A 16,480-nucleotide genomic window follows, 5' to 3' on the forward strand; every position below is an offset into this window, starting at 1 on the left:
TCCGCCTCACCCCAGATCGATGCACAGATACTTGGTTTCCAGGAACTCCTCCAGACCCTGGTGGCCGCCCTCGCGGCCCAGGCCGGACTCCTTGACCCCGCCGAATGGCGCCGCGGCGTTGGAGATCAGCCCGGTGTTGATGCCGATGATGCCGTATTCCAGCGCCTCCGAGACGTGCCAGACACGGCTCAGGTCCTTCGAGTAGAAATACGCGGCCAGCCCGAAGGGGGTGTCGTTGGCCATGGCAACGGCGTCCTCCTCGTCGTCGAAGGAAAATACCGCCGAGAGCGGGCCGAAGGTTTCCTCTTGGGCGACCAGCATGTCCTGGTTGGCATTGCTCACCAGGGTCGGCGTGAAGAAATTGCCACCCAGCGGATGCCGATGCCCGCCCAGCAGCAGTTCGGCCCCTTTTTCCACGGCGTCGTCGATGTGTCGGCTGACCTTCTCGACACCGTCGCTGTCGATCAACGGACCGATGTTGACACCTTCCTGAGTGCCATCGCCGACCCGCAGCTCGCTGTTCATGGCTGCCGCCAGCTTCTCGCAGAAGGCATTGACGACGCTCGACTGGACCAGGAAGCGGTTGACGCACACGCAGGTCTGGCCGCCGTTGCGAAACTTCGAGGCCATCGCGCCGTCGACGGCGGCATCCAGATCCGCGTCCTCGAAGACGATGAAGGGCGCGTTGCCTCCCAACTCCAGGGAGATCTTCTGGACGTGTTGCGAGGCCTGGGACATCAGTGAACGCCCCACCTCGGTAGAGCCGGTGAAGGTGATCTTGCGCACCAACGGCGATTCGGTCAGGGCGGCGGCAATCTCGCTGGCCTGACCCGGTACCACGTTGAACACGCCACGCGGCACGCCGGCTCGCTCCGCCAGCAACGCCATGGCGGTGGCGGTAAAGGGCGTCTGGCTTGCCGGCTTGACGACGATCGGGCAGCCCGCGGCGAGCGCCGCTCCCACCTTGCGCGTGATCATCGCCGCGGGGAAGTTCCAGGGTGTGATGGCGCCGACCACGCCGACCGGCTGCTTGGTCACCAGGATGCGCTGATTACCCTTCGCCGCCGGTACCGTCTCGCCATAGATGCGCCGCGCCTCCTCGGCGAACCAGCGCAGGAAGCTTGCCGCGTAGACGATTTCACCCGCAGCCTCCTTGAGCGGCTTGCCCTGCTCCAGGGTCATGATCAGGGCCAGCTCGTCCTGGTGCTCGAGCATCAGGTCGTACCACTTCATCAGGATGTCGGCACGCTCCTGAGCCGTCAGCGCACGCCATTCGGGAAAGGCGGCTTCCGCGGCTTCGATGGCGCGTTCGGTCTCGGCTCGTCCAAGACGCGGGATAGTGCCGATGGTCTCGCCGGTTGCCGGGTTGTCGACCTCTATCTGCTCGCCGCTGTCGGCCGCGACCCAGTTGCCATCGATGTAGGCAAAGGGGCGAAACAGCTGGCTGTTCTGCAAGGATTCCATGGCTTTCTCCTATCCGTGATCACGGCAGCAAGGACTGCCGTTCAAGAGTGTGACTCGGCATGGCCGCTTCCCGGCGCGATGACATCGTGCACTGAACCCGGCGGGACTCGGACGCGGGTTCTACCAGCAAGGATAGCGCAGTCACGCTCGCTATCGGACCGATTGACGCTCCGCAGAAACCCTTGCCTTCGTATCGCCATGGCGCCTGATGTTTCCCCCATGCTACGGGGTTTGCCCCCAAGGTGAAAATCGGGAAAGCAGCAGCGTCGATGCCTCAGCGGCTATTGACCAGCATCAAAAACTCCTGGCGCGTGGTCTGGTTGCCGCGAAAGCTTCCCAGCATCACCGAACTGGTCATGCTCGAATTCTGCTTTTCGACACCACGCATCATCATGCACATGTGGCGAGCCTCGATGACCACCGCGACCCCGCGTGCCTCGGTCACCAGCTGCACCGCATCGGCGATCTGCCGGGTGAGATCTTCCTGGATCTGCAGGCGTCGGGCGTACATGTCGACGATGCGCGCGAATTTCGACAGACCCAGCACCTTGCCACCGGGCATGTAGGCAATATGGCACTTGCCGATGAAGGGCAGCAGGTGATGTTCGCACAACGAATAGAGTTCGATGTCCTTGATCAGCACCATCTCGTCGGTGTCGGAGGCGAAGACCGCACCATTGACCAGTTCGTCGAGAGTTTGGCCATAACCGTTCGTGAGAAATTGCATCGCCTTCGCGGCACGCATCGGCGTGTCGCGCAGCCCCTCGCGATCCGGGTCTTCACCCAGGCCGGCGATGATCTCACGGAAATGGTTGGCGAGTTCTTCAGTCATCGGTTCAGCCTATTGCTCTTGAGCCCGAAGGCTTCCTGAAAAGGAGGTGACGCTTGCATGTCGATCGATCGAACCGCAAATTCTAGCGCAGTCGGACCCCCGACGCAGCGCCGAGCCGCCCCGGGGATGGCTCGATTAGCGACAACCTGCCGCACGGGGCGGATGCCCCCGGCGGAGTGCCTGTGATAAAGTGCAGCGCATTCACTTTTCCGTCTCTGGCGGGTACAGCACCTTGTCGAGAATCGTTGACATGATGAAGAAACTCGTTTGCATCCTGCTGACCGGCCTGGCCTTGCCGGCCTGGGCCGCAGAAGCAACGCTCGAACTGCCGGTCGATGCGCGCATCGACGTACAGGTCATCGACACCGTCACCCTCGACGGTGGTGCCACGGATCGCACGGACGTCCTACTGCGTCCGGTGACCCACGACCAGGCCGATGGCGCCCGGCTTCTTCCCGACTACTGCCTGATCACCGCCAACGCGCAACTCGATGACCAGCGGGTGCGCCTGACCACGCAGTCGGTCACCTGCATCGAAGCCGAGGACGATTCTCCCGAAATCTACAGTGGCGAGCTGTCGGCCGCTGCCTTCGAACGCGACGGCGGCTTCGGCCTGGACGTCTGCACGAACAAGCAGAACGGTCAATGCGTCAAGGCAGTGATCGAACCTGCCCATCATTTCCAGTTGAGCATCGGCGAGACTACCCGGCTTACCGCCCAGGCGAACCCCTCGGAAGAACTCAACCGGCAGCGCCGCCAGGCCGACGACGACGGCAACGCCAATGCGGCCCCCGCCGAAGGCTCCGAACCGGGCGGCGATACCCGGTAACACCCCAGCCGGAGGGTGGCCTGGCAACGCTGCCCTCCCTCCCGGGCATCAGGCCAGCCAGCGCTGCCCCTTGTCCAGTATCAGCCGCTGCTGTTCCAGTATGCGGATATGCTGGTCCCAGTAATCCTCGCCGGCGACCCAGGGGAAGGCCCGCGGGAAGGCCGGGTCCTGCCAGCGTGCCACCAGCCAGGCGCTATAACGCATCAAACGCAAGGTGCGCAACGGCTCGATCCAGTCGAGCTGGCGGCGGTCGAAGGGCATCGCCTCCTCGTAACCCTCGAGCAGCTCGCTGAGCTGCATGTTCAGCTCCTGCTCATTCTGCGCCGTGAGCATCATCCACAGGTCCTGAACGGCCGGCGCCATGAGGCAATCGTCGAAGTCCACCAGGGTGAAATCGTCGCCCCGCCCCAGGATATTGCCCAGGTGGCAATCCCCATGCACGCGAATGGATGCCTGAGCGGGCCAGGCCTGTCTTGCCAGCAAGCCCTGAAGCGATTCGCTTACCCGTTCATAGGCGTGGCGCTGACGGCGATTGAGCCAGGTGCCGGCAAGCACGCGCTCCCGACTGGCCGCGGCCATCTGGACCGGCTCCAGACTGGGTCGCGAAGCGAACGCGCGCTGACTCGATAGCGCATGCAGGCGGCCGATCAGCGCGCCGAGAGCGAACAGATGGCTGGGGTCCTCCAACTCCGGCGCCTGCCCGGGCACGTGAGGAAACAGGGCGTAGCGAAAACCATGCGCCACGTGCAAGCTCTCGCCCTGGCTATCCCGCCAGGGGGCGCAGACACGTACGCCTCCCGCCGCCAGTTCGGCAAGAAAAGCATGCTCCTCGCGCAGTTGTGCCTCGCTCCAGCGTTCGGGCCGGTAGAACTTCGCCACCCAGCGCCGGCGATCCTCGTCACTGATCAGGAAAACCCGGTTCTCGTAGCTGTTCAAGGCAAAGGGTTCACCGGAAAGCCGGAAGCCGAGGCTCTCGACCGCGTCGACGATACGCCCGGGGGTCAGGCTTTCGAAGGGATGGAGAGTATCAGCCATGAAGGGTCCTTCATCGAAAAGGGCCCATGCTACCAGATCAGGAGTGCCAGAGTGGCGTTCGCGCCACCGCCCAGGCCTCCACCTGCCTGGCACCGGCGTCGCGGCAGGATTTGGCCAGCGCCTCCAGCGAAGCGCCGGTGGTCATGATATCGTCCACCACGGCCACCTGCGGTGGCAGCAGAGCATCGACCCGGAAAGCATCTCGCACGTTGCCCCGACGCGCCCGACGATCGAGCCCGCGTTGCGTCTGGGTGGGGCGGATGCGCCGAGCGTTGATGCAGGGTATCTCGAGTCGTCGCGCCAATTGGCGCGTCAGCCAGGCCGCTGGATCGAAACCCTGTTCCCGGGCGCGTTCCGGATGTCGCGGCAGCGCAAGCAACGCCCCTGGAAGCGGTGCACCGCGCTGAAGATCCAGCGACTCGCCCAGCAATGCGACCAACACCTTCCCGGCCCGCGGCTCCCCCGCGAACTTGAAGCGCTGCATCAGCTGCGCGATTTCTCCCTCGTAGCGCAATCCGACCCGTGCGCGATCGAAGGCTGGAGGTGCTTTCAGGCATGGACCGCATAGCGGGTAGGCACCTTCCGGCAGGGGTGCCGCACAGTGCCGACACGGCTCATGGTTCCAGGGCAGCGACAGGAAGCAGCTGGCACACCACGGTTTGTGACGCAGGGCGGGGGCGAGACAGAAGATGCAAGGTCCTGGCAAGGCACGCTGCAACACGCCATCCGCACGGCGGCCACCCTTTTCAGCGAGAGAACGAGCCTTGCCAAGACACGATGCCAGAGTTGTCATGGTGGGAGATGGCACCTCTTTGCGTCAGACACCCTTGGCAATTGACTTGGCCAATGGCGTCCGTACAATACTTCCGGTTCCTGCCCGAAGCGGATGTGGTGGAATTGGTAGACACGCCAGGTTTAGGTCCTGGTGCCGCAAGGCGTGGGAGTTCGAGTCTCCCCATCCGCACCAGCTTGTTTCCCCTTCACGGTGGTCCGTTGGCTATCCGAAAGACACCCTTCTCTCAGCGACACCACTCATCATACACGTTTCTATGATCCGGATGCCCTGTTCTCGAGAACTCGGGTGCATCGAAAAGCTCCTGCATGCGCCACTCCTCCACCGCCTTGCAATATCTTTCCTGCTGCGGAGTCAACGGTATGGTGGCTTCTGCAGTAGGATCCAAGATGATCACGACAGCACCGAGTGCGGCCACTATCACCCCCATAAACAATACAAGCTTCATCGTTGTGACCCTGTGACTCGAACCCCTGATTATGCGAGATCTTGCGCCCGCTTATTGGCCATCAGGGTATCCAAGCCAGCGGTATAGAAAAACCGGGTAACGATGCAATTCATGCGGCGGTTACACGTATTAACCAAAAATATAATGCTGTCGCTTTAACCGATTGGTCCTGATTCACCTTGACAAATTCTTCTCTACCCCGTCCCTCGCAATATCACTTCTTCGGCATCGTTTTCATGCACAAAGGCGCTTAATTGCAAATTAATGAAAAAAATAAACACATAAATAGCTCAACAATCTCTCTCGTTTTTCACCCCGATTCAGCCTCGTTCAGAATGATCCAGATCAAGCATTGCGTCGCCAAGACCGGTCCGATGGGACGACCCTATACTTGACTCCACATCCTCACTCGATCCAGCAAGACAACGCCTCTGCTTGCCCGTTTTCGCTGCTGACGCACCACAGTCGCAGGATGGCAAGACGATCGCTCCCTCCATTGCGAGGCTGGCGCCAAGGTAGCCATTGTCTATTCTTCAATGGCATGCTGGAAAACGAGCAGGGATCGCACGCGCCGTCTTGCCGACACCGGTCATGCCACGGCCATGGCCGTAAGGGAACCCCGTCACGCTGGAGCACACGTGAAACACGCCAATGCCACCATCGAACATGCCGTCGCGGTCATTGCCCGCTGCGGTTACGCGGCCAAGGGAATCGTCTACCTGATCATCGGGGTGCTAGCCTCGATGGCTGCCTTCGGGCTCGGTGGCAAGAACATCGGCACCAAGGAGGCAATCACCCAGATTGCCGGCCAACCTTTCGGAAGCACCATGCTGGGCCTGATGGCTTTCGGCCTGTTCGCCTACACCCTCTGGAGGGTCATTCAGGCCTTTTTCGATACCGAGGATGCCGGCAGTGGCTTCAAGGGTATTGCAACGCGGCTGGGCTTCGTCATCAGCGGCGTGATCTACGCCGGCCTTGGCGTCTACTGCATCGATCTGCTGCTCAATGTGGGAGCATCCTCGGGAGACGGCGAGTCGACCCAGGATCGTACCGCCAGGCTGATGAGCAACCCCGGCGGCATCTACCTGGTATTCGCCGTGGGCGTGATATTCATCGGCGTGGGCATCCGTCAGATCGTGCGGGCCGTGAAACGCTCCTATCTCAAGAACTGGCACATGATCGACATGAACCAGACCCAGCGCAAGCTGGCCGAGGGTGCCACGCGCTGGGGGCTATCGGCCCGGGGCGTGGTCTTCATGATCATCGGCGGCTTCCTGTGCATCGCCGCCTGGCAGACCGATCCCAGCGAGGCCCAGGGGCTGGGAGGCGCGCTCAATACCCTGGCCCGCCAACCCTTCGGCCCCTGGTTGCTGGGCATCGTCGCGCTAGGGCTGGTCGGCTACGGCATCTACTGCTTCGTCAATGCACGCTTTCGCGACGTGAGCACCGACTGAGAGCCCCGCCGATGCCGGCGGGGCTCAACGACGACGAAGTCTCAGGATGCCAGTTGCCGCCTGAGGCGTGGACTGATCAGCTCACCCATCACAGTGATAGCGACCAGCACAGCCAACAGCCAGGGCCATTGACTGCCCAGATCGAGCGCCATCACCCCTAGAGCATCGATGAAGATCAGCAGGATGCCCAGCGGACTGACGTAGCGGACCATGAACAGCCAGAGGGCATGCTGGGTACGAGACAGGCCGAGTTCGGAGCGGAAGATCTCGTTGCGCAGCACGAAACCGGCCATCAGGGCCATGCCCAGCCCGCCCAGAGGCATCATCCAGCGTGAGGTCAGGTAGTCCAGCCAGTCGAAGAAGTGCTTTCCTGCCAGGGTCCAGTCGGCACCAACATTGAACGAGAGCATGGCCAGGGTGCTGACGATCCACAGCAGGATACCCGTCCCCCAGGACGCCTTGGCCCGGGAAACGCCCCTGCTCTGATTCAACCAGGCCACCGTCGCCTCGATCATCGAGATCGCCGAGGTCAGGGCAGCCAGGGTCAGCATGAAGAAGAAGGCGATCTCGAGCAGCGTGCCCAGCGGCATCTGCTGGAAGGCCAGGGGCAGGCTCATGAAGATCAGGCCCGGGCCGCTGTCCGGATCCATGCCACTGGCGAAAATGACCGGGAAGATCGCCAGACCGGCCATCAGGGCCACCAGGGTGTCGAAGAGCGCGACACTGAAGGTGGTGCGCGCGATGGACTTGTCATCGGGCAGGTAGGAACCGTAGGTAAGGATCGCCCCGGATGCCAGAGACAGGGTGAAGAAGGCCTGACCCATGGCCGCCAGCAGGCCTTCGCTGGAAAGGTTGCCGAGTTCGAAGGCGAACAGGAAGCTCATGGCCTCGCCGAAACCCCCGGAAAACACGCCATAGACGATCATGATGCCAAGAATGAGGACCATGCCGGGCATCATCCAGCGCACGCTCTTCTCGATGCCTTCCTGCACGCCCTTGCCGACGATGAGCATGGTGGCCAGGGTCACCAGGGTGCTCCAGAAACCGAGGCTCCAGGGGTTGGCGTTGTTGGCGCCGAAGATCGCCGCCATCTCCTCGACACTGGAGCCCGAGAGACCGCCGCTCACGGCTTTCCATAGATAGGCCACCGACCAGCCGGCGACGACCACGTAGAACGACAGGATCATGAAGCCGCAGAGCATCGCCATCCACCCGAACAGCGACCAGAGCGCACTCCGCCCCGACTCCTGGGCCAGACGCCGGATGGCATCGATGGGGCTGCCGCGACCGCGACGCCCGAAGCTGATCTCGGCCATCATGATGGGAATGCCGATGGCCAGGATACAGGCCAGGTAGACCAGCACGAAGGCACCCCCGCCATACTCGCCGGTCATGTAGGGGAATTTCCAGATGTTGCCCAGCCCGACGGCGGAACCCGTCGCCGCCAGAATGAAACCCCAGCGGCCAACCCACAGTGTCTTGGGCTTTTCTCTTGCTGTCATGAAGCACCTTGGTGGAAGGATCGTTGAGCCCTGCCGGACGACGAGGCTCGACCGGCCATTTGGCCCGGGGATTGTAGCGTCATTCCGCCATTCGTCGCGAATGGATCGACCCTGGTGCCATCGACGCGACATCAACCTTCGAAAACGTCATTCTTGTGTCAGCGGCCTATGATACCGTGTTGTTCAGGATGCCCAGCGTTCCGCAGGCAACCGGCCGTTCGCATCGACAGGGAGTGGTTCTATGTCACGGCAGTTCGCCATTCTAGGCTTGGGCTACTTCGGCGTCACCGTCGCTCAGGAGCTGCGTCGCCAGAATGACGACGTGCTGGGAATCGATCATGACGAAGCCCGGGTCAACGCGCTCTCGGACCTTCTGACCCATGCGCTGGTCGCCGACATTACCGACGAGCAGACCCTCGCGGAACTGTCACTGGACGAATACGATGCTGTCATCATCGACGTCGATGACAATATCGAAGCCAGCATGACCTGCACGCTGCTACTTCGGGAGCTGGGCATCCGCGAGATATGGGTCAAGGCCCACTCGGATACCCATTATCGGCTACTTCGGCATCTCGGTGCCCGACACGTCGTCTACCCGGAATACGATACCGGCATACGAGTGGCGGAAAGCCTGCACTATCATGCCATGGTCGACTTCATCGACCTGGGCGATCACCAGTTCGTCGTGGAACTGCAGACCACCGAACGCATGTGCGAGAACTGTGCCACGGTCGCGGATCTGGACCTCGACGAGGGCAGCCTGTCGCTCATTGCCATCAAGCGTCGCCGCGAAATCATCCGGTCCCCTTCCGCCGACACGCGCCTGGAGGAAAAGGACAACCTGATACTCATGGGCGAACTCGACGACCTGCGCAAGCTGGGCAAGAAGCTTTGATACACTCTGACCCGCAAGGATACCGGTGACGATGGGGTTGCGGCGACGCCTCTCCAGGCCCATGCGCTCCATGCCCCATGGGCGGGTCATCCGGCTCTCGCCCCCGGAACTGCTGCTGCTCGGGTTCGGCCTGCTCAGCGCCCTGGGCACCCTGCTGCTTCTGCTGCCGATCTCGGCCTATGAGCCCCTGAGCTGGCACGAGGCCCTGTTCACCGCCACGTCCGCCGTCACGGTCACCGGCCTGACCGTCATCGACACCTCGGAGCTGACGCTGGTCGGGCAGATCATATTGCTGTGCCTTTTCCAGCTCGGCGGGCTGGGATTCATGACCTTCACCGCCCTGACCCTGATGCTGATGGGCATGCGCGTGCCGCTCCAGCATCAGAACCTGATTCGCGAAAACTTCAATCACACCTCCTTTCGCGACCTGAGCCACCTGGTGCGCACCGTCATTCTCTTCACCTTGCTGATAGAGAGTCTGGGCATGATGCTGCTGGCCGTCGCCTGGGTACCCGAGCATGGAGTGTGGTGGGGGCTGTGGTTGAGTCTCTTCCACGCCATCTCGGGGTTCAATGGCGCCGGCTTCACCCTATGGACCGACAGCCTGACCACCCAGGTCGCCGACCCGCTGGTCAACGCTGTCGTCATCACCCTGATCATCGCCGGCGGCCTGGGTTTCGTGGTGGTGGCCGAACTGCGCGCCATGCTCAAGGGCCACCGCCTGTCGCTGCACTCGCGCATCATGCTGCATGCCACCTTCTGGCTGATCCTGGCGAGCACCCTCGCCATCCTGCTGCTCGAATGGCACAACCCGACGACCCTGGGAGGCCTGGAAGGGCTCGGCGTGCGCCTGCAGGCCGCCCTCTTCCAAGCCGTCACGCCACGTTCCGCCGGGCTCAACACGCTGGACACGGCGGCCCTTCGCGAGCCCACCACGCTGCTGACCATGCTGCTGATGCTCATCGGTGCGGGCCCAGGCTCCGCCGCCAGCGGCATCAAGGTCACCACCCTCGTGGTCCTGCTGCTGGTGGCGCGTTCGTTCATACGAGGCAGCGTTCAGCCCTCGGCCTTCGGCCGCGCGATCCCGGACAGCACCGTCTTCAAGGCGGTCGCCGTGGCCCTGGCAGTGCTGCTGCTGGCCTTTACCTGCCTGTTCGTCCTGACCATCAGCGAACCGGGCAAGCAATTCCTCGACCTGGCCTTCGAGGCGGTCTCCGCCTCGGGGGCGGTGGGCCTGTCCCGGGGCATCACCGACGAGCTCTCGCTTCCCGGGCAGTTCACGTTGATCGTCGCCATGCTGCTCGGCCGGGCAGGTCCGATCTCGCTGGGCTACTTCCTCGCCACCCGTCAGCCGCATGGGGTGAAGTATGCCGAAGGCCAGGTGCATATCGGCTAGATACCCGCCAGCAACCCCAGGGCGACGGCGGTCAACAGGGTGGCGATGAGCCCGTCGACGACCCGCCATACCAGCGGGCTGGCAAGTCGCGGCGCGAGCCAGCCCGCGGCCGCCACCAGGCCGAAGAACCAGCCAAAGGAGGCGACGGCCGCCCCCAGATAGAACCCCAGGGGGCTGGTCTGGACCGCACCGATCGCCCCGAGCATGATCAGGGTGTCCAGATAGACCTGGGGATTGAGCAGTGTCACGGCCAGGGTCGCCAGCACGACACCGCGTAGCGAGCCCTTCAGGCCCGTTCCCGCTGCCAGGGCGTCACCCTTCAACAGGCGGCGCAGCGCCAGCCACGCCTGCCAGAACAGGAAAGCGGCACCCCCGAGGCGCGCCGCCAGCATCAACCCCTCCTGACTGGCGATAAGGCGACCCAGCCCCAGCACGCCGAGTCCGATCAGCAGCCAGTCGCAGAGTGCGCAGATCGCCGCCACGACCCACGGGTGTTCCCGGCGCAGCCCCTGGCCCAGCACGAAGGCGTTCTGGGCGCCGATCGCGATGATCAACCCGGCACCGGTCGCCAGTCCATGGAACGCGGAAATCAGCATGCTAGCTCCTCCAGGCAGTACAAGAACACCAATGAGGTGGCAGAGTAGGGGCAAAACTGAGATAAATTAAATTAATTCAAGCAATAGCTGATTAGACTTACTGATGCTCGATTACAAACTTCTTCAAGCCCTGGCGGCCGTGGTCGATCACTCGGGGTTCGAGCGTGGCGCTCGCCATCTGGGCCTGACCCAATCGGCCGTGTCCCAGCGCATCAAGCTGCTGGAGGCACGCCTCGGCCAGCCGGTCCTGATACGCACGCCCAAGTTGTCGCCGACCCCGCTCGGCCAGCGTCTACTCAATCATGTGCAGCAGGTGCATCTGCTGGAACACGATCTGCTCGAGCAGATCCCTGCCCTGGGTGAACGCGAACAGCGTCTGCGCCTGGCGATCAATGCCGATAGCCTGGCGACCTGGTGGGCACCGGTCACCGGCGACTTCTGTCGCCGCCGGGACGTACTGCTGGACCTGGTCGTCGAGGATCAGGACGTGGCGCTCCGGCGCATGCGCGATGGCGAAGTCGCCGGCTGCATCTGTGCCACGCCGCGGCCGGTACAGGGCGCACGCGCCCAGCCACTGGGCAGCATGCGCTACCGGGCGCTGGCCAGCCCCGGCTATGTCGAGCGTCACTTTCCCCAAGGGTTGACCGTCGAGGCCCTGAGACGGGCACCGGCCATCGTCTATGGCCCGGACGACCGCTTGCAGCATCGTTATCTCGAGATGCGCGACTACCTGGCACCCTTTCCCCATCACCTCTGCCCCTCCTCCGAGGGCTTCATTCATCTCGCCCTGGCCGGCATGGGCTACGGGTTGATTCCCGAGAGGCAGGTCACGCGCGAACTACGGGAAGGCACCCTGGTCGATCTCGACGCCGAGTGCTTCATCGACGTACCCCTCCATTGGCACTATTGGCGTCAGGGAGGAAAAACGCTGGAGGCGCTGACCGACCACCTGCTGGCAAGCTGCCCGCAATGGCTGACACCGCTTGCCGACCCGGCACACTCTGCCTCTCGCCCGGCCGAGACGGACGAACCTCGGGCGTGATGGTACGTTGTCCCGGGGAGGGGCATACCGCGTCTTTCTGGGCTACGCTATCCTAAATATGCTTCAAGCCATTGAACCGATGGGCTAATAGCCACCTCGAGAGGTTGTTGCAAAGCGGCAAGGATGCCTTGCGCGAAACCCGTATCTTACCCATCTGTATTTGATCCGGAGTTCGTCATGACCAGTGATACTCGAATCGCCCCCGTGGCCCTCCCCGACACCCGCGCCCGGCGCATCGTCGAACAACTGCTGGAGGGCTCCACCGTCTCGATCAACGGCGACAACCCCTGGGACATTCGGGTATTGCATCCCGACTTCTTCTCCCGGGTACTGCATCAGGGCACCCTAGGCCTGGGCGAGTCCTACATGGAAGGCTGGTGGGAGTGCGAGCGCATCGACGAGCTTGCCTATCGCCTGCTGCGCCATGGCCTGGGCGCCCGCTCCCGGACGGCCTCTCATCGTTTGATGTATCGGCTCCAGGCGGGCTTCTTCAACCTGCAGAGCCGCGCCCGCGCCTACATCGTCGGCGAGGCGCACTACGATCTCGGCAACGATCTCTTCCAGCGCATGCTCGACCCCACCATGTGCTACTCCTGCGGCTACTGGAAGGAGGCCGAAACGCTGCACGCGGCCCAGGTCGCCAAGCTCGACCTGGCCGCCCGCAAGTTGAAGATCGAACCCGGCATGAAGGTGCTGGACATCGGTTGCGGCTGGGGCAGCTTTGCCGAGCACGCCGCCCGCCACTACGGCGCGCAAGTCACCGGCATCACCATCTCCCGGGAACAGGCCGCCTTCGCCCGGGAGCGTTGCGCAGGGCTGCCGGTGGAGATTCTGCTCGAGGACTACCGTGAACTGAGCGGCCACTTCGACCGCGTGGTCTCGATCGGCATGTTCGAGCACGTCGGGCACCGCAACTACCGCACCTATTTCGATACCGTGGCCAACCTGCTCGACGAGCATGGCTATTTCGTGCTGCATACCATCGGCTCCAACACCTCGGACATCAGTGCCGACCCCTGGATCAACAAGTACATCTTTCCCAACGGGATACTGCCCTCGGCGGTACACATCGCCCGGGCCAGCGAGGGCCACCTGCTGATGGAGGACTGGCAGAACTTCGGTGCCGACTACGATCGCACCCTGATGGCCTGGCTCGCCAACTTCGATGCGCACTGGCACGAAATCGCCGCCAACTACAACGAGAAGACCCGACGCATGTTCCGCTACTATCTGAGCATGTGCGCCGGCTCTTTCCGGGCCCGGGATCTTCAGCTCTGGCAGATCGTCTATTCGAGGAAGCGTTCCGGACGATACGACGCGCCGCGCTAGATTCTCGCTGGAACCGTCCCAGCTCGGCCGCTACCTCAGCCGTCCTGGCCCCGCTGATCGCCGATCAAGCTGCCGATCAAGAACGGCCTTACCGCTGGTGCCACGAACAGGCCTTGCCGGATTCGCCCAGAGGCAGTGCTTGCAGTGGATCACCAAACCACTGCTGACGCAGGCCGCGCTGCTCGCCAAGCAGGACGACGAGGTAGTCGGCCAGCGCGTGACCAACGGGCAGGCGGGCAGCGTAGTCCCGCAGAGCCGGCTGGTAGCTTTGTTGCTCAGGCGGCAGGTGCATAGCGTTGGCGCGCTCCGCAAGTTCCTCGAGGGGTGGTAGCAGCAGATGGGTGGCACGGCCGGCGAGCGCGATGCTCACTCCCTTGGCGTCGAAGTCACCGAGATAGAGGTGGGGCCTGGCACTCTCTGCCCAGGCCTCGGCCACCCTGGCGAAGGCGCCGCCATAGTGGCGGTCGCCGCGGTAGAGCACCAGCGGGCGGCGCCGGCTGGCCGGCGCCAGAGTGGTCGGCTCGAAGGCGTAGAAGCCGTCGAGATTCTCGACCTGGACCAGCACGTCGAAGGCATCGAGGTCGAGGTCGCGCCAGTCGAGGTCGAAGAAGTCGCGGCGGCGGCTGGCCAGGCCCGGCCGCGGCTCGGCAGCAGGAAAGCTGGCAAGCACGCGTTGATCGCGAGGCTTCTCGCGGACGCTCTTGACCTCCCGGTTACCCAGGCGAGCCTGCTCGGCGGTGGTCAGGCCGCTGAGCTCCGTCGCGACGGCGGGTTCGCCCAGCGCGGCCAGGGTCTCGTCGATCCGGGTGAGCAGATCACGGTCAAGCTGCAGGCGAGCGTGGGAGAGGCGTGGGCCAAGCTCGATGTCGTGCGCCTGGCACCAGGCCACGACCTCGTTCACCACCTTGCCGCGGCGCTTCTCCAGGCAGGGAGCGCCACGCAGCGCCTGGCCAGCGTCGCGGAGCAGGTGGCGAGCACGCAACGAAAGGTTCACGCCCCCGCCCTCAGCTCCAGGCTGACATCATGGATCAACCGCAGGTGATTGAAGGGGCTGGCCTGGCTCTCCTGCTGGCTCAGGCGAAAGGCGCGCTGCTCGCCTCTGGGCAGTCCCTGGAATTCGGCAATCACTTGGAAGAGCCAGATTTCCTCGCCCCAGGCCAGTTCGCCCTCCTGAAGGTACTCCAGGGCACTGAGCCTCTCACCGCCGCGATCGACCACCGAGAGATAGAAGCGCTCCACGTCCTCCTTGAGCGCCTGATGGCGCGCGGCGACGAGCGTGTCTTCCTGGGGAGCGGCGGCGCCGGCAGCGGTCACCGGTTCCGGTCGATGGACAGGCCGCGGCAGCTGGTGCAGCAGCTCGGTGAGCACACGCGTATCGGGGTGGTGATCCAGGGCCGCGGCGCCAGCGGCAATCAGCGGGGCGGCGCGGTTGACCAGCGCCGGCACCTCGCTGCGCCGGGCGTAATTGCCGGGCACGAAGTTCGGATGTTCACGAAGGAAGCCGACCATGCCGGCCACCAGCCGGCTTCGCGACTGCTGCTGACGGAATCGCGCCATCAGCTCGACCATGCGCCGCTGCACCTCGCGCAGGCTGGTGTAATGCTGGGTGAGCTGGTGCTGCAGGCCACTGACCAGCAGCTTGCGCAGGGCACCATCGCTGCCCACCAGCTCGATCAGCTCATGGAAATCGATCAGTTCCAGGCCGTCGAGCAGGCGCACGATCTGCTTCTGGGCGCGCTCGTTCTCGCGAATCTTGTCGCCCAGGCGGCTGACGAAACCGAAGTCGCTGTTGAGGCGCCGCCACAGGCTGTCGATGGCGTCGGCGAAGCGGCCGTTGAGATCATCCACCTCCTGGCGCAGGCGCAGCAGCAGCTGTTCCTGGCGCCAGTACTCGCCGGCGTCGCGGGCCTCGCGGTAGCTCTGCACCAGGGTGCGTGCAAGCTCCAGGGTCTCGGCCACGTCGGCGTTGACGTGGCGCCGGGTCTCGTCGGCGAGCATCTCGGCGATCAGCTCGCGCACCTTGGGAGCGAGCTTGACCCCGCCCTGCTCGTCCGGCCGCCACAGAATGCGCGCCGCCAGCAGGCGATTGAGTGCGGTGGTGCTGAGCCCCTCCAAGGGCACCTCGTCCCTGGCGTAGCCGGCCATCAACGCCTCGGCGTGCTTGCCAAGCAGCGCCAGGCGCTCGACGCCGGTGCCGATCAGGCGACTCTCCAGCGCGTGGGGATCGCTTGCGCTCACAGCAGGCTCTCCTGGCTGGCCGGGGCCTGCTCATCCACGGGCAGGTTCTCCTCGTCGCGGATGAAACGCGCCAGGTCGACCAGGTAGTCGATCTTGGCGGTGACCACGAAGTACTGGCGGTCGGCGTGGGGCTGGAGCAGGTAGCCGTGCTCCTTCAGACGCTTGAAGACCTGCTTGAGCTGGGCGTCGAGCTGGTCGCTCTGGGAGCCGAAGAAGGGGTCGGTGGCCAGGCGTTCGAGCCGCTCGCGCAGGCCCTGGTTGTCCTCGCAGCGCGAGCTGAAGTCGGCGGGCTTGAGCACGTCACCGGGGGCGGCCAGGCCGTCGCGGCCCAGCGTCTCCTGCACCAGCTGCAGCCACTCCAGCATCGGCAGCAGGCTGTTGACGGTGTCCGCCAGCTGCCGCGAGAGCTGCTCGCGAGCCCCCTCGTCGAGATGACGCCAGGCCAGGAAATAGACGCTGTTCTCGTCGTTGGAGGCCAGGCGACGGTTGAGCGGGCGCAGGTAGGTATCGAGCTGCTCGCGAACCTCGTCGTCCTGGAGGCGGCGGAAGGCACTCTCGTCGCTCACTGCGCAGATGAACTCGCCGGCCAGCAGGCGTTCGAGCAGGGGGCCATGTTCGGTCATC

At 63.9% G+C, this 16,480-nt stretch carries 15 protein-coding genes, 1 tRNA gene and 1 pseudogene; 7 read left to right on the plus strand and 10 right to left on the minus strand.

The features are described from left to right. Window positions 1–6 precede the first annotated feature (6 nt). On the minus strand, window positions 7–1,464 hold the full coding sequence (locus tag BUA41_RS13535; protein WP_072823759.1) for an NAD-dependent succinate-semialdehyde dehydrogenase: 1,458 nt from the start codon (window positions 1,462–1,464) through the stop codon (window positions 7–9). 274 nt (window positions 1,465–1,738) lie between these two features. Continuing rightward, window positions 1,739–2,296 carry a GTP cyclohydrolase I FolE gene (folE, locus tag BUA41_RS13540; protein ID WP_072823760.1) on the minus strand — a complete coding sequence of 186 codons (558 nt, stop codon included), beginning with the start codon at window positions 2,294–2,296 and terminating at the stop codon, window positions 1,739–1,741. A gap of 250 nt (window positions 2,297–2,546) precedes the next feature. Between folE and BUA41_RS13545 the strand changes: the two genes are divergently transcribed. Continuing rightward, complete coding sequence (locus BUA41_RS13545; RefSeq protein WP_084671585.1) at window positions 2,547–3,125, plus strand: hypothetical protein; 579 nt, start codon at window positions 2,547–2,549, stop codon at window positions 3,123–3,125. Between the two features lie 48 nt (window positions 3,126–3,173). On the opposite strand, the gene BUA41_RS13550 is transcribed toward BUA41_RS13545, so the two are convergent. The 3 genes and pseudogenes from BUA41_RS13550 to BUA41_RS19795 all read right to left on the minus strand — a co-directional run. Then, window positions 3,174–4,160 (minus strand): serine/threonine protein kinase, encoded by a 987-nt coding sequence (locus BUA41_RS13550; protein ID WP_072823761.1) that lies wholly within the window; start codon window positions 4,158–4,160, stop codon window positions 3,174–3,176. A 37-nt stretch (window positions 4,161–4,197) separates the two neighbouring features. Then, window positions 4,198–4,644 (minus strand): ComF family protein, encoded by a 447-nt coding sequence (locus tag BUA41_RS13555; protein WP_245791923.1) that lies wholly within the window; start codon window positions 4,642–4,644, stop codon window positions 4,198–4,200. Between the two features lie 78 nt (window positions 4,645–4,722). Then, window positions 4,723–4,953 (minus strand): annotated as a pseudogene (locus tag BUA41_RS19795) (double zinc ribbon domain-containing protein); the annotation flags it as partial. A gap of 89 nt (window positions 4,954–5,042) precedes the next feature. On the opposite strand from BUA41_RS19795, the gene BUA41_RS13560 reads away from it, so the two are divergent. Beyond that, window positions 5,043–5,127, plus strand: a tRNA-Leu gene (locus BUA41_RS13560). A 912-nt stretch (window positions 5,128–6,039) separates the two neighbouring features. Continuing rightward, window positions 6,040–6,855, plus strand: coding sequence for a DUF1206 domain-containing protein (locus BUA41_RS13570; RefSeq protein ID WP_072823764.1), 816 nt, complete (start codon window positions 6,040–6,042; stop codon window positions 6,853–6,855). 41 nt (window positions 6,856–6,896) lie between these two features. Here BUA41_RS13570 and BUA41_RS13575 read toward each other — a convergent pair whose 3' ends face one another. Continuing rightward, window positions 6,897–8,357 carry a sodium-dependent transporter gene (locus BUA41_RS13575; RefSeq protein ID WP_072823766.1) on the minus strand — a complete coding sequence of 487 codons (1,461 nt, stop codon included), beginning with the start codon at window positions 8,355–8,357 and terminating at the stop codon, window positions 6,897–6,899. Window positions 8,358–8,598: 241 nt separating this feature from the next. Here BUA41_RS13575 and BUA41_RS13580 point away from each other — a divergent pair, with 241 nt between their 5' ends. Together BUA41_RS13580 and BUA41_RS13585 are read left to right on the plus strand one after the other, a co-directional pair. After that, window positions 8,599–9,255 carry a potassium channel family protein gene (locus tag BUA41_RS13580; protein WP_072823767.1) on the plus strand — a complete coding sequence of 219 codons (657 nt, stop codon included), beginning with the start codon at window positions 8,599–8,601 and terminating at the stop codon, window positions 9,253–9,255. 31 nt (window positions 9,256–9,286) lie between these two features. After that, the gene (locus BUA41_RS13585) at window positions 9,287–10,651 is read left to right on the plus strand and encodes a potassium transporter TrkG (RefSeq protein ID WP_072823768.1); all 1,365 of its coding nucleotides are present in this window, start codon (window positions 9,287–9,289) and stop codon (window positions 10,649–10,651) included. Here the strand turns inward: BUA41_RS13585 and BUA41_RS13590 are convergent. Next, window positions 10,648–11,247, minus strand: a complete 600-nt coding sequence (locus BUA41_RS13590) for a LysE/ArgO family amino acid transporter (protein WP_072823770.1) — start codon at window positions 11,245–11,247, stop codon at window positions 10,648–10,650. The genes BUA41_RS13585 and BUA41_RS13590 overlap by 4 nt on opposite strands. Before the next feature lie 103 nt (window positions 11,248–11,350). Between BUA41_RS13590 and BUA41_RS13595 the strand changes: the two genes are divergently transcribed. Together BUA41_RS13595 and cfa are read left to right on the plus strand one after the other, a co-directional pair. Continuing rightward, window positions 11,351–12,289: a LysR family transcriptional regulator ArgP gene (locus BUA41_RS13595; RefSeq protein ID WP_072823771.1), complete on the plus strand. Its 939-nt coding sequence runs from the start codon at window positions 11,351–11,353 to the stop codon at window positions 12,287–12,289. Window positions 12,290–12,466: 177 nt separating this feature from the next. Further along, a complete protein-coding gene (gene cfa, locus BUA41_RS13600; protein ID WP_072823773.1) occupies window positions 12,467–13,618 on the plus strand; it encodes a cyclopropane fatty acyl phospholipid synthase in 1,152 nt (383 codons plus the stop codon). 88 nt (window positions 13,619–13,706) lie between these two features. Here cfa and BUA41_RS13605 read toward each other — a convergent pair whose 3' ends face one another. The 3 genes from BUA41_RS13605 to BUA41_RS13615 are packed head-to-tail and all read right to left on the minus strand — an operon-like array spanning window position 13,707 to window position 16,479. Further along, on the minus strand, window positions 13,707–14,612 hold the full coding sequence (locus BUA41_RS13605; protein WP_072823775.1) for a DUF7281 domain-containing protein: 906 nt from the start codon (window positions 14,610–14,612) through the stop codon (window positions 13,707–13,709). After that, window positions 14,609–15,856: a hypothetical protein gene (locus BUA41_RS13610; RefSeq protein WP_072823777.1), complete on the minus strand. Its 1,248-nt coding sequence runs from the start codon at window positions 15,854–15,856 to the stop codon at window positions 14,609–14,611. The genes BUA41_RS13605 and BUA41_RS13610 overlap by 4 nt, the downstream gene beginning before the upstream one ends. Further along, a complete protein-coding gene (locus BUA41_RS13615; protein WP_072823871.1) occupies window positions 15,853–16,479 on the minus strand; it encodes a condensin complex protein MksE in 627 nt (208 codons plus the stop codon). Before BUA41_RS13615 ends, BUA41_RS13610 begins: the two co-directional genes overlap by 4 nt. Between the last annotated feature and the right edge of the window lies 1 nt (window position 16,480).

The sequence above is a fragment of the Modicisalibacter ilicicola DSM 19980 genome (assembly GCF_900128925.1).
Classification (GTDB): Bacteria; Pseudomonadota; Gammaproteobacteria; order Pseudomonadales; family Halomonadaceae; genus Modicisalibacter; species Modicisalibacter ilicicola.

Coding starts and splice junctions, on each gene's coding strand:
- BUA41_RS13585 (WP_072823768.1), top strand. CDS start 9,287: ATGGGGTTGCGGCGACGCCTCTCCAGGCCCATGCGCTCCATGCCCCAT.
- cfa (WP_072823773.1), top strand. CDS start 12,467: ATGACCAGTGATACTCGAATCGCCCCCGTGGCCCTCCCCGACACCCGC.
- BUA41_RS13595 (WP_072823771.1), top strand. CDS start 11,351: ATGCTCGATTACAAACTTCTTCAAGCCCTGGCGGCCGTGGTCGATCAC.
- BUA41_RS13575 (WP_072823766.1), bottom strand. CDS start 8,357: ATGACAGCAAGAGAAAAGCCCAAGACACTGTGGGTTGGCCGCTGGGGT.
- BUA41_RS13615 (WP_072823871.1), bottom strand. CDS start 16,479: ATGACCGAACATGGCCCCCTGCTCGAACGCCTGCTGGCCGGCGAGTTC.
- BUA41_RS13580 (WP_072823767.1), top strand. CDS start 8,599: ATGTCACGGCAGTTCGCCATTCTAGGCTTGGGCTACTTCGGCGTCACC.
- BUA41_RS13550 (WP_072823761.1), bottom strand. CDS start 4,160: ATGGCTGATACTCTCCATCCCTTCGAAAGCCTGACCCCCGGGCGTATC.
- BUA41_RS13535 (WP_072823759.1), bottom strand. CDS start 1,464: ATGGAATCCTTGCAGAACAGCCAGCTGTTTCGCCCCTTTGCCTACATC.
- folE (WP_072823760.1), bottom strand. CDS start 2,296: ATGACTGAAGAACTCGCCAACCATTTCCGTGAGATCATCGCCGGCCTG.
- BUA41_RS13545 (WP_084671585.1), top strand. CDS start 2,547: ATGATGAAGAAACTCGTTTGCATCCTGCTGACCGGCCTGGCCTTGCCG.
- BUA41_RS13590 (WP_072823770.1), bottom strand. CDS start 11,247: ATGCTGATTTCCGCGTTCCATGGACTGGCGACCGGTGCCGGGTTGATC.
- BUA41_RS13555 (WP_245791923.1), bottom strand. CDS start 4,644: ATGCAGCGCTTCAAGTTCGCGGGGGAGCCGCGGGCCGGGAAGGTGTTG.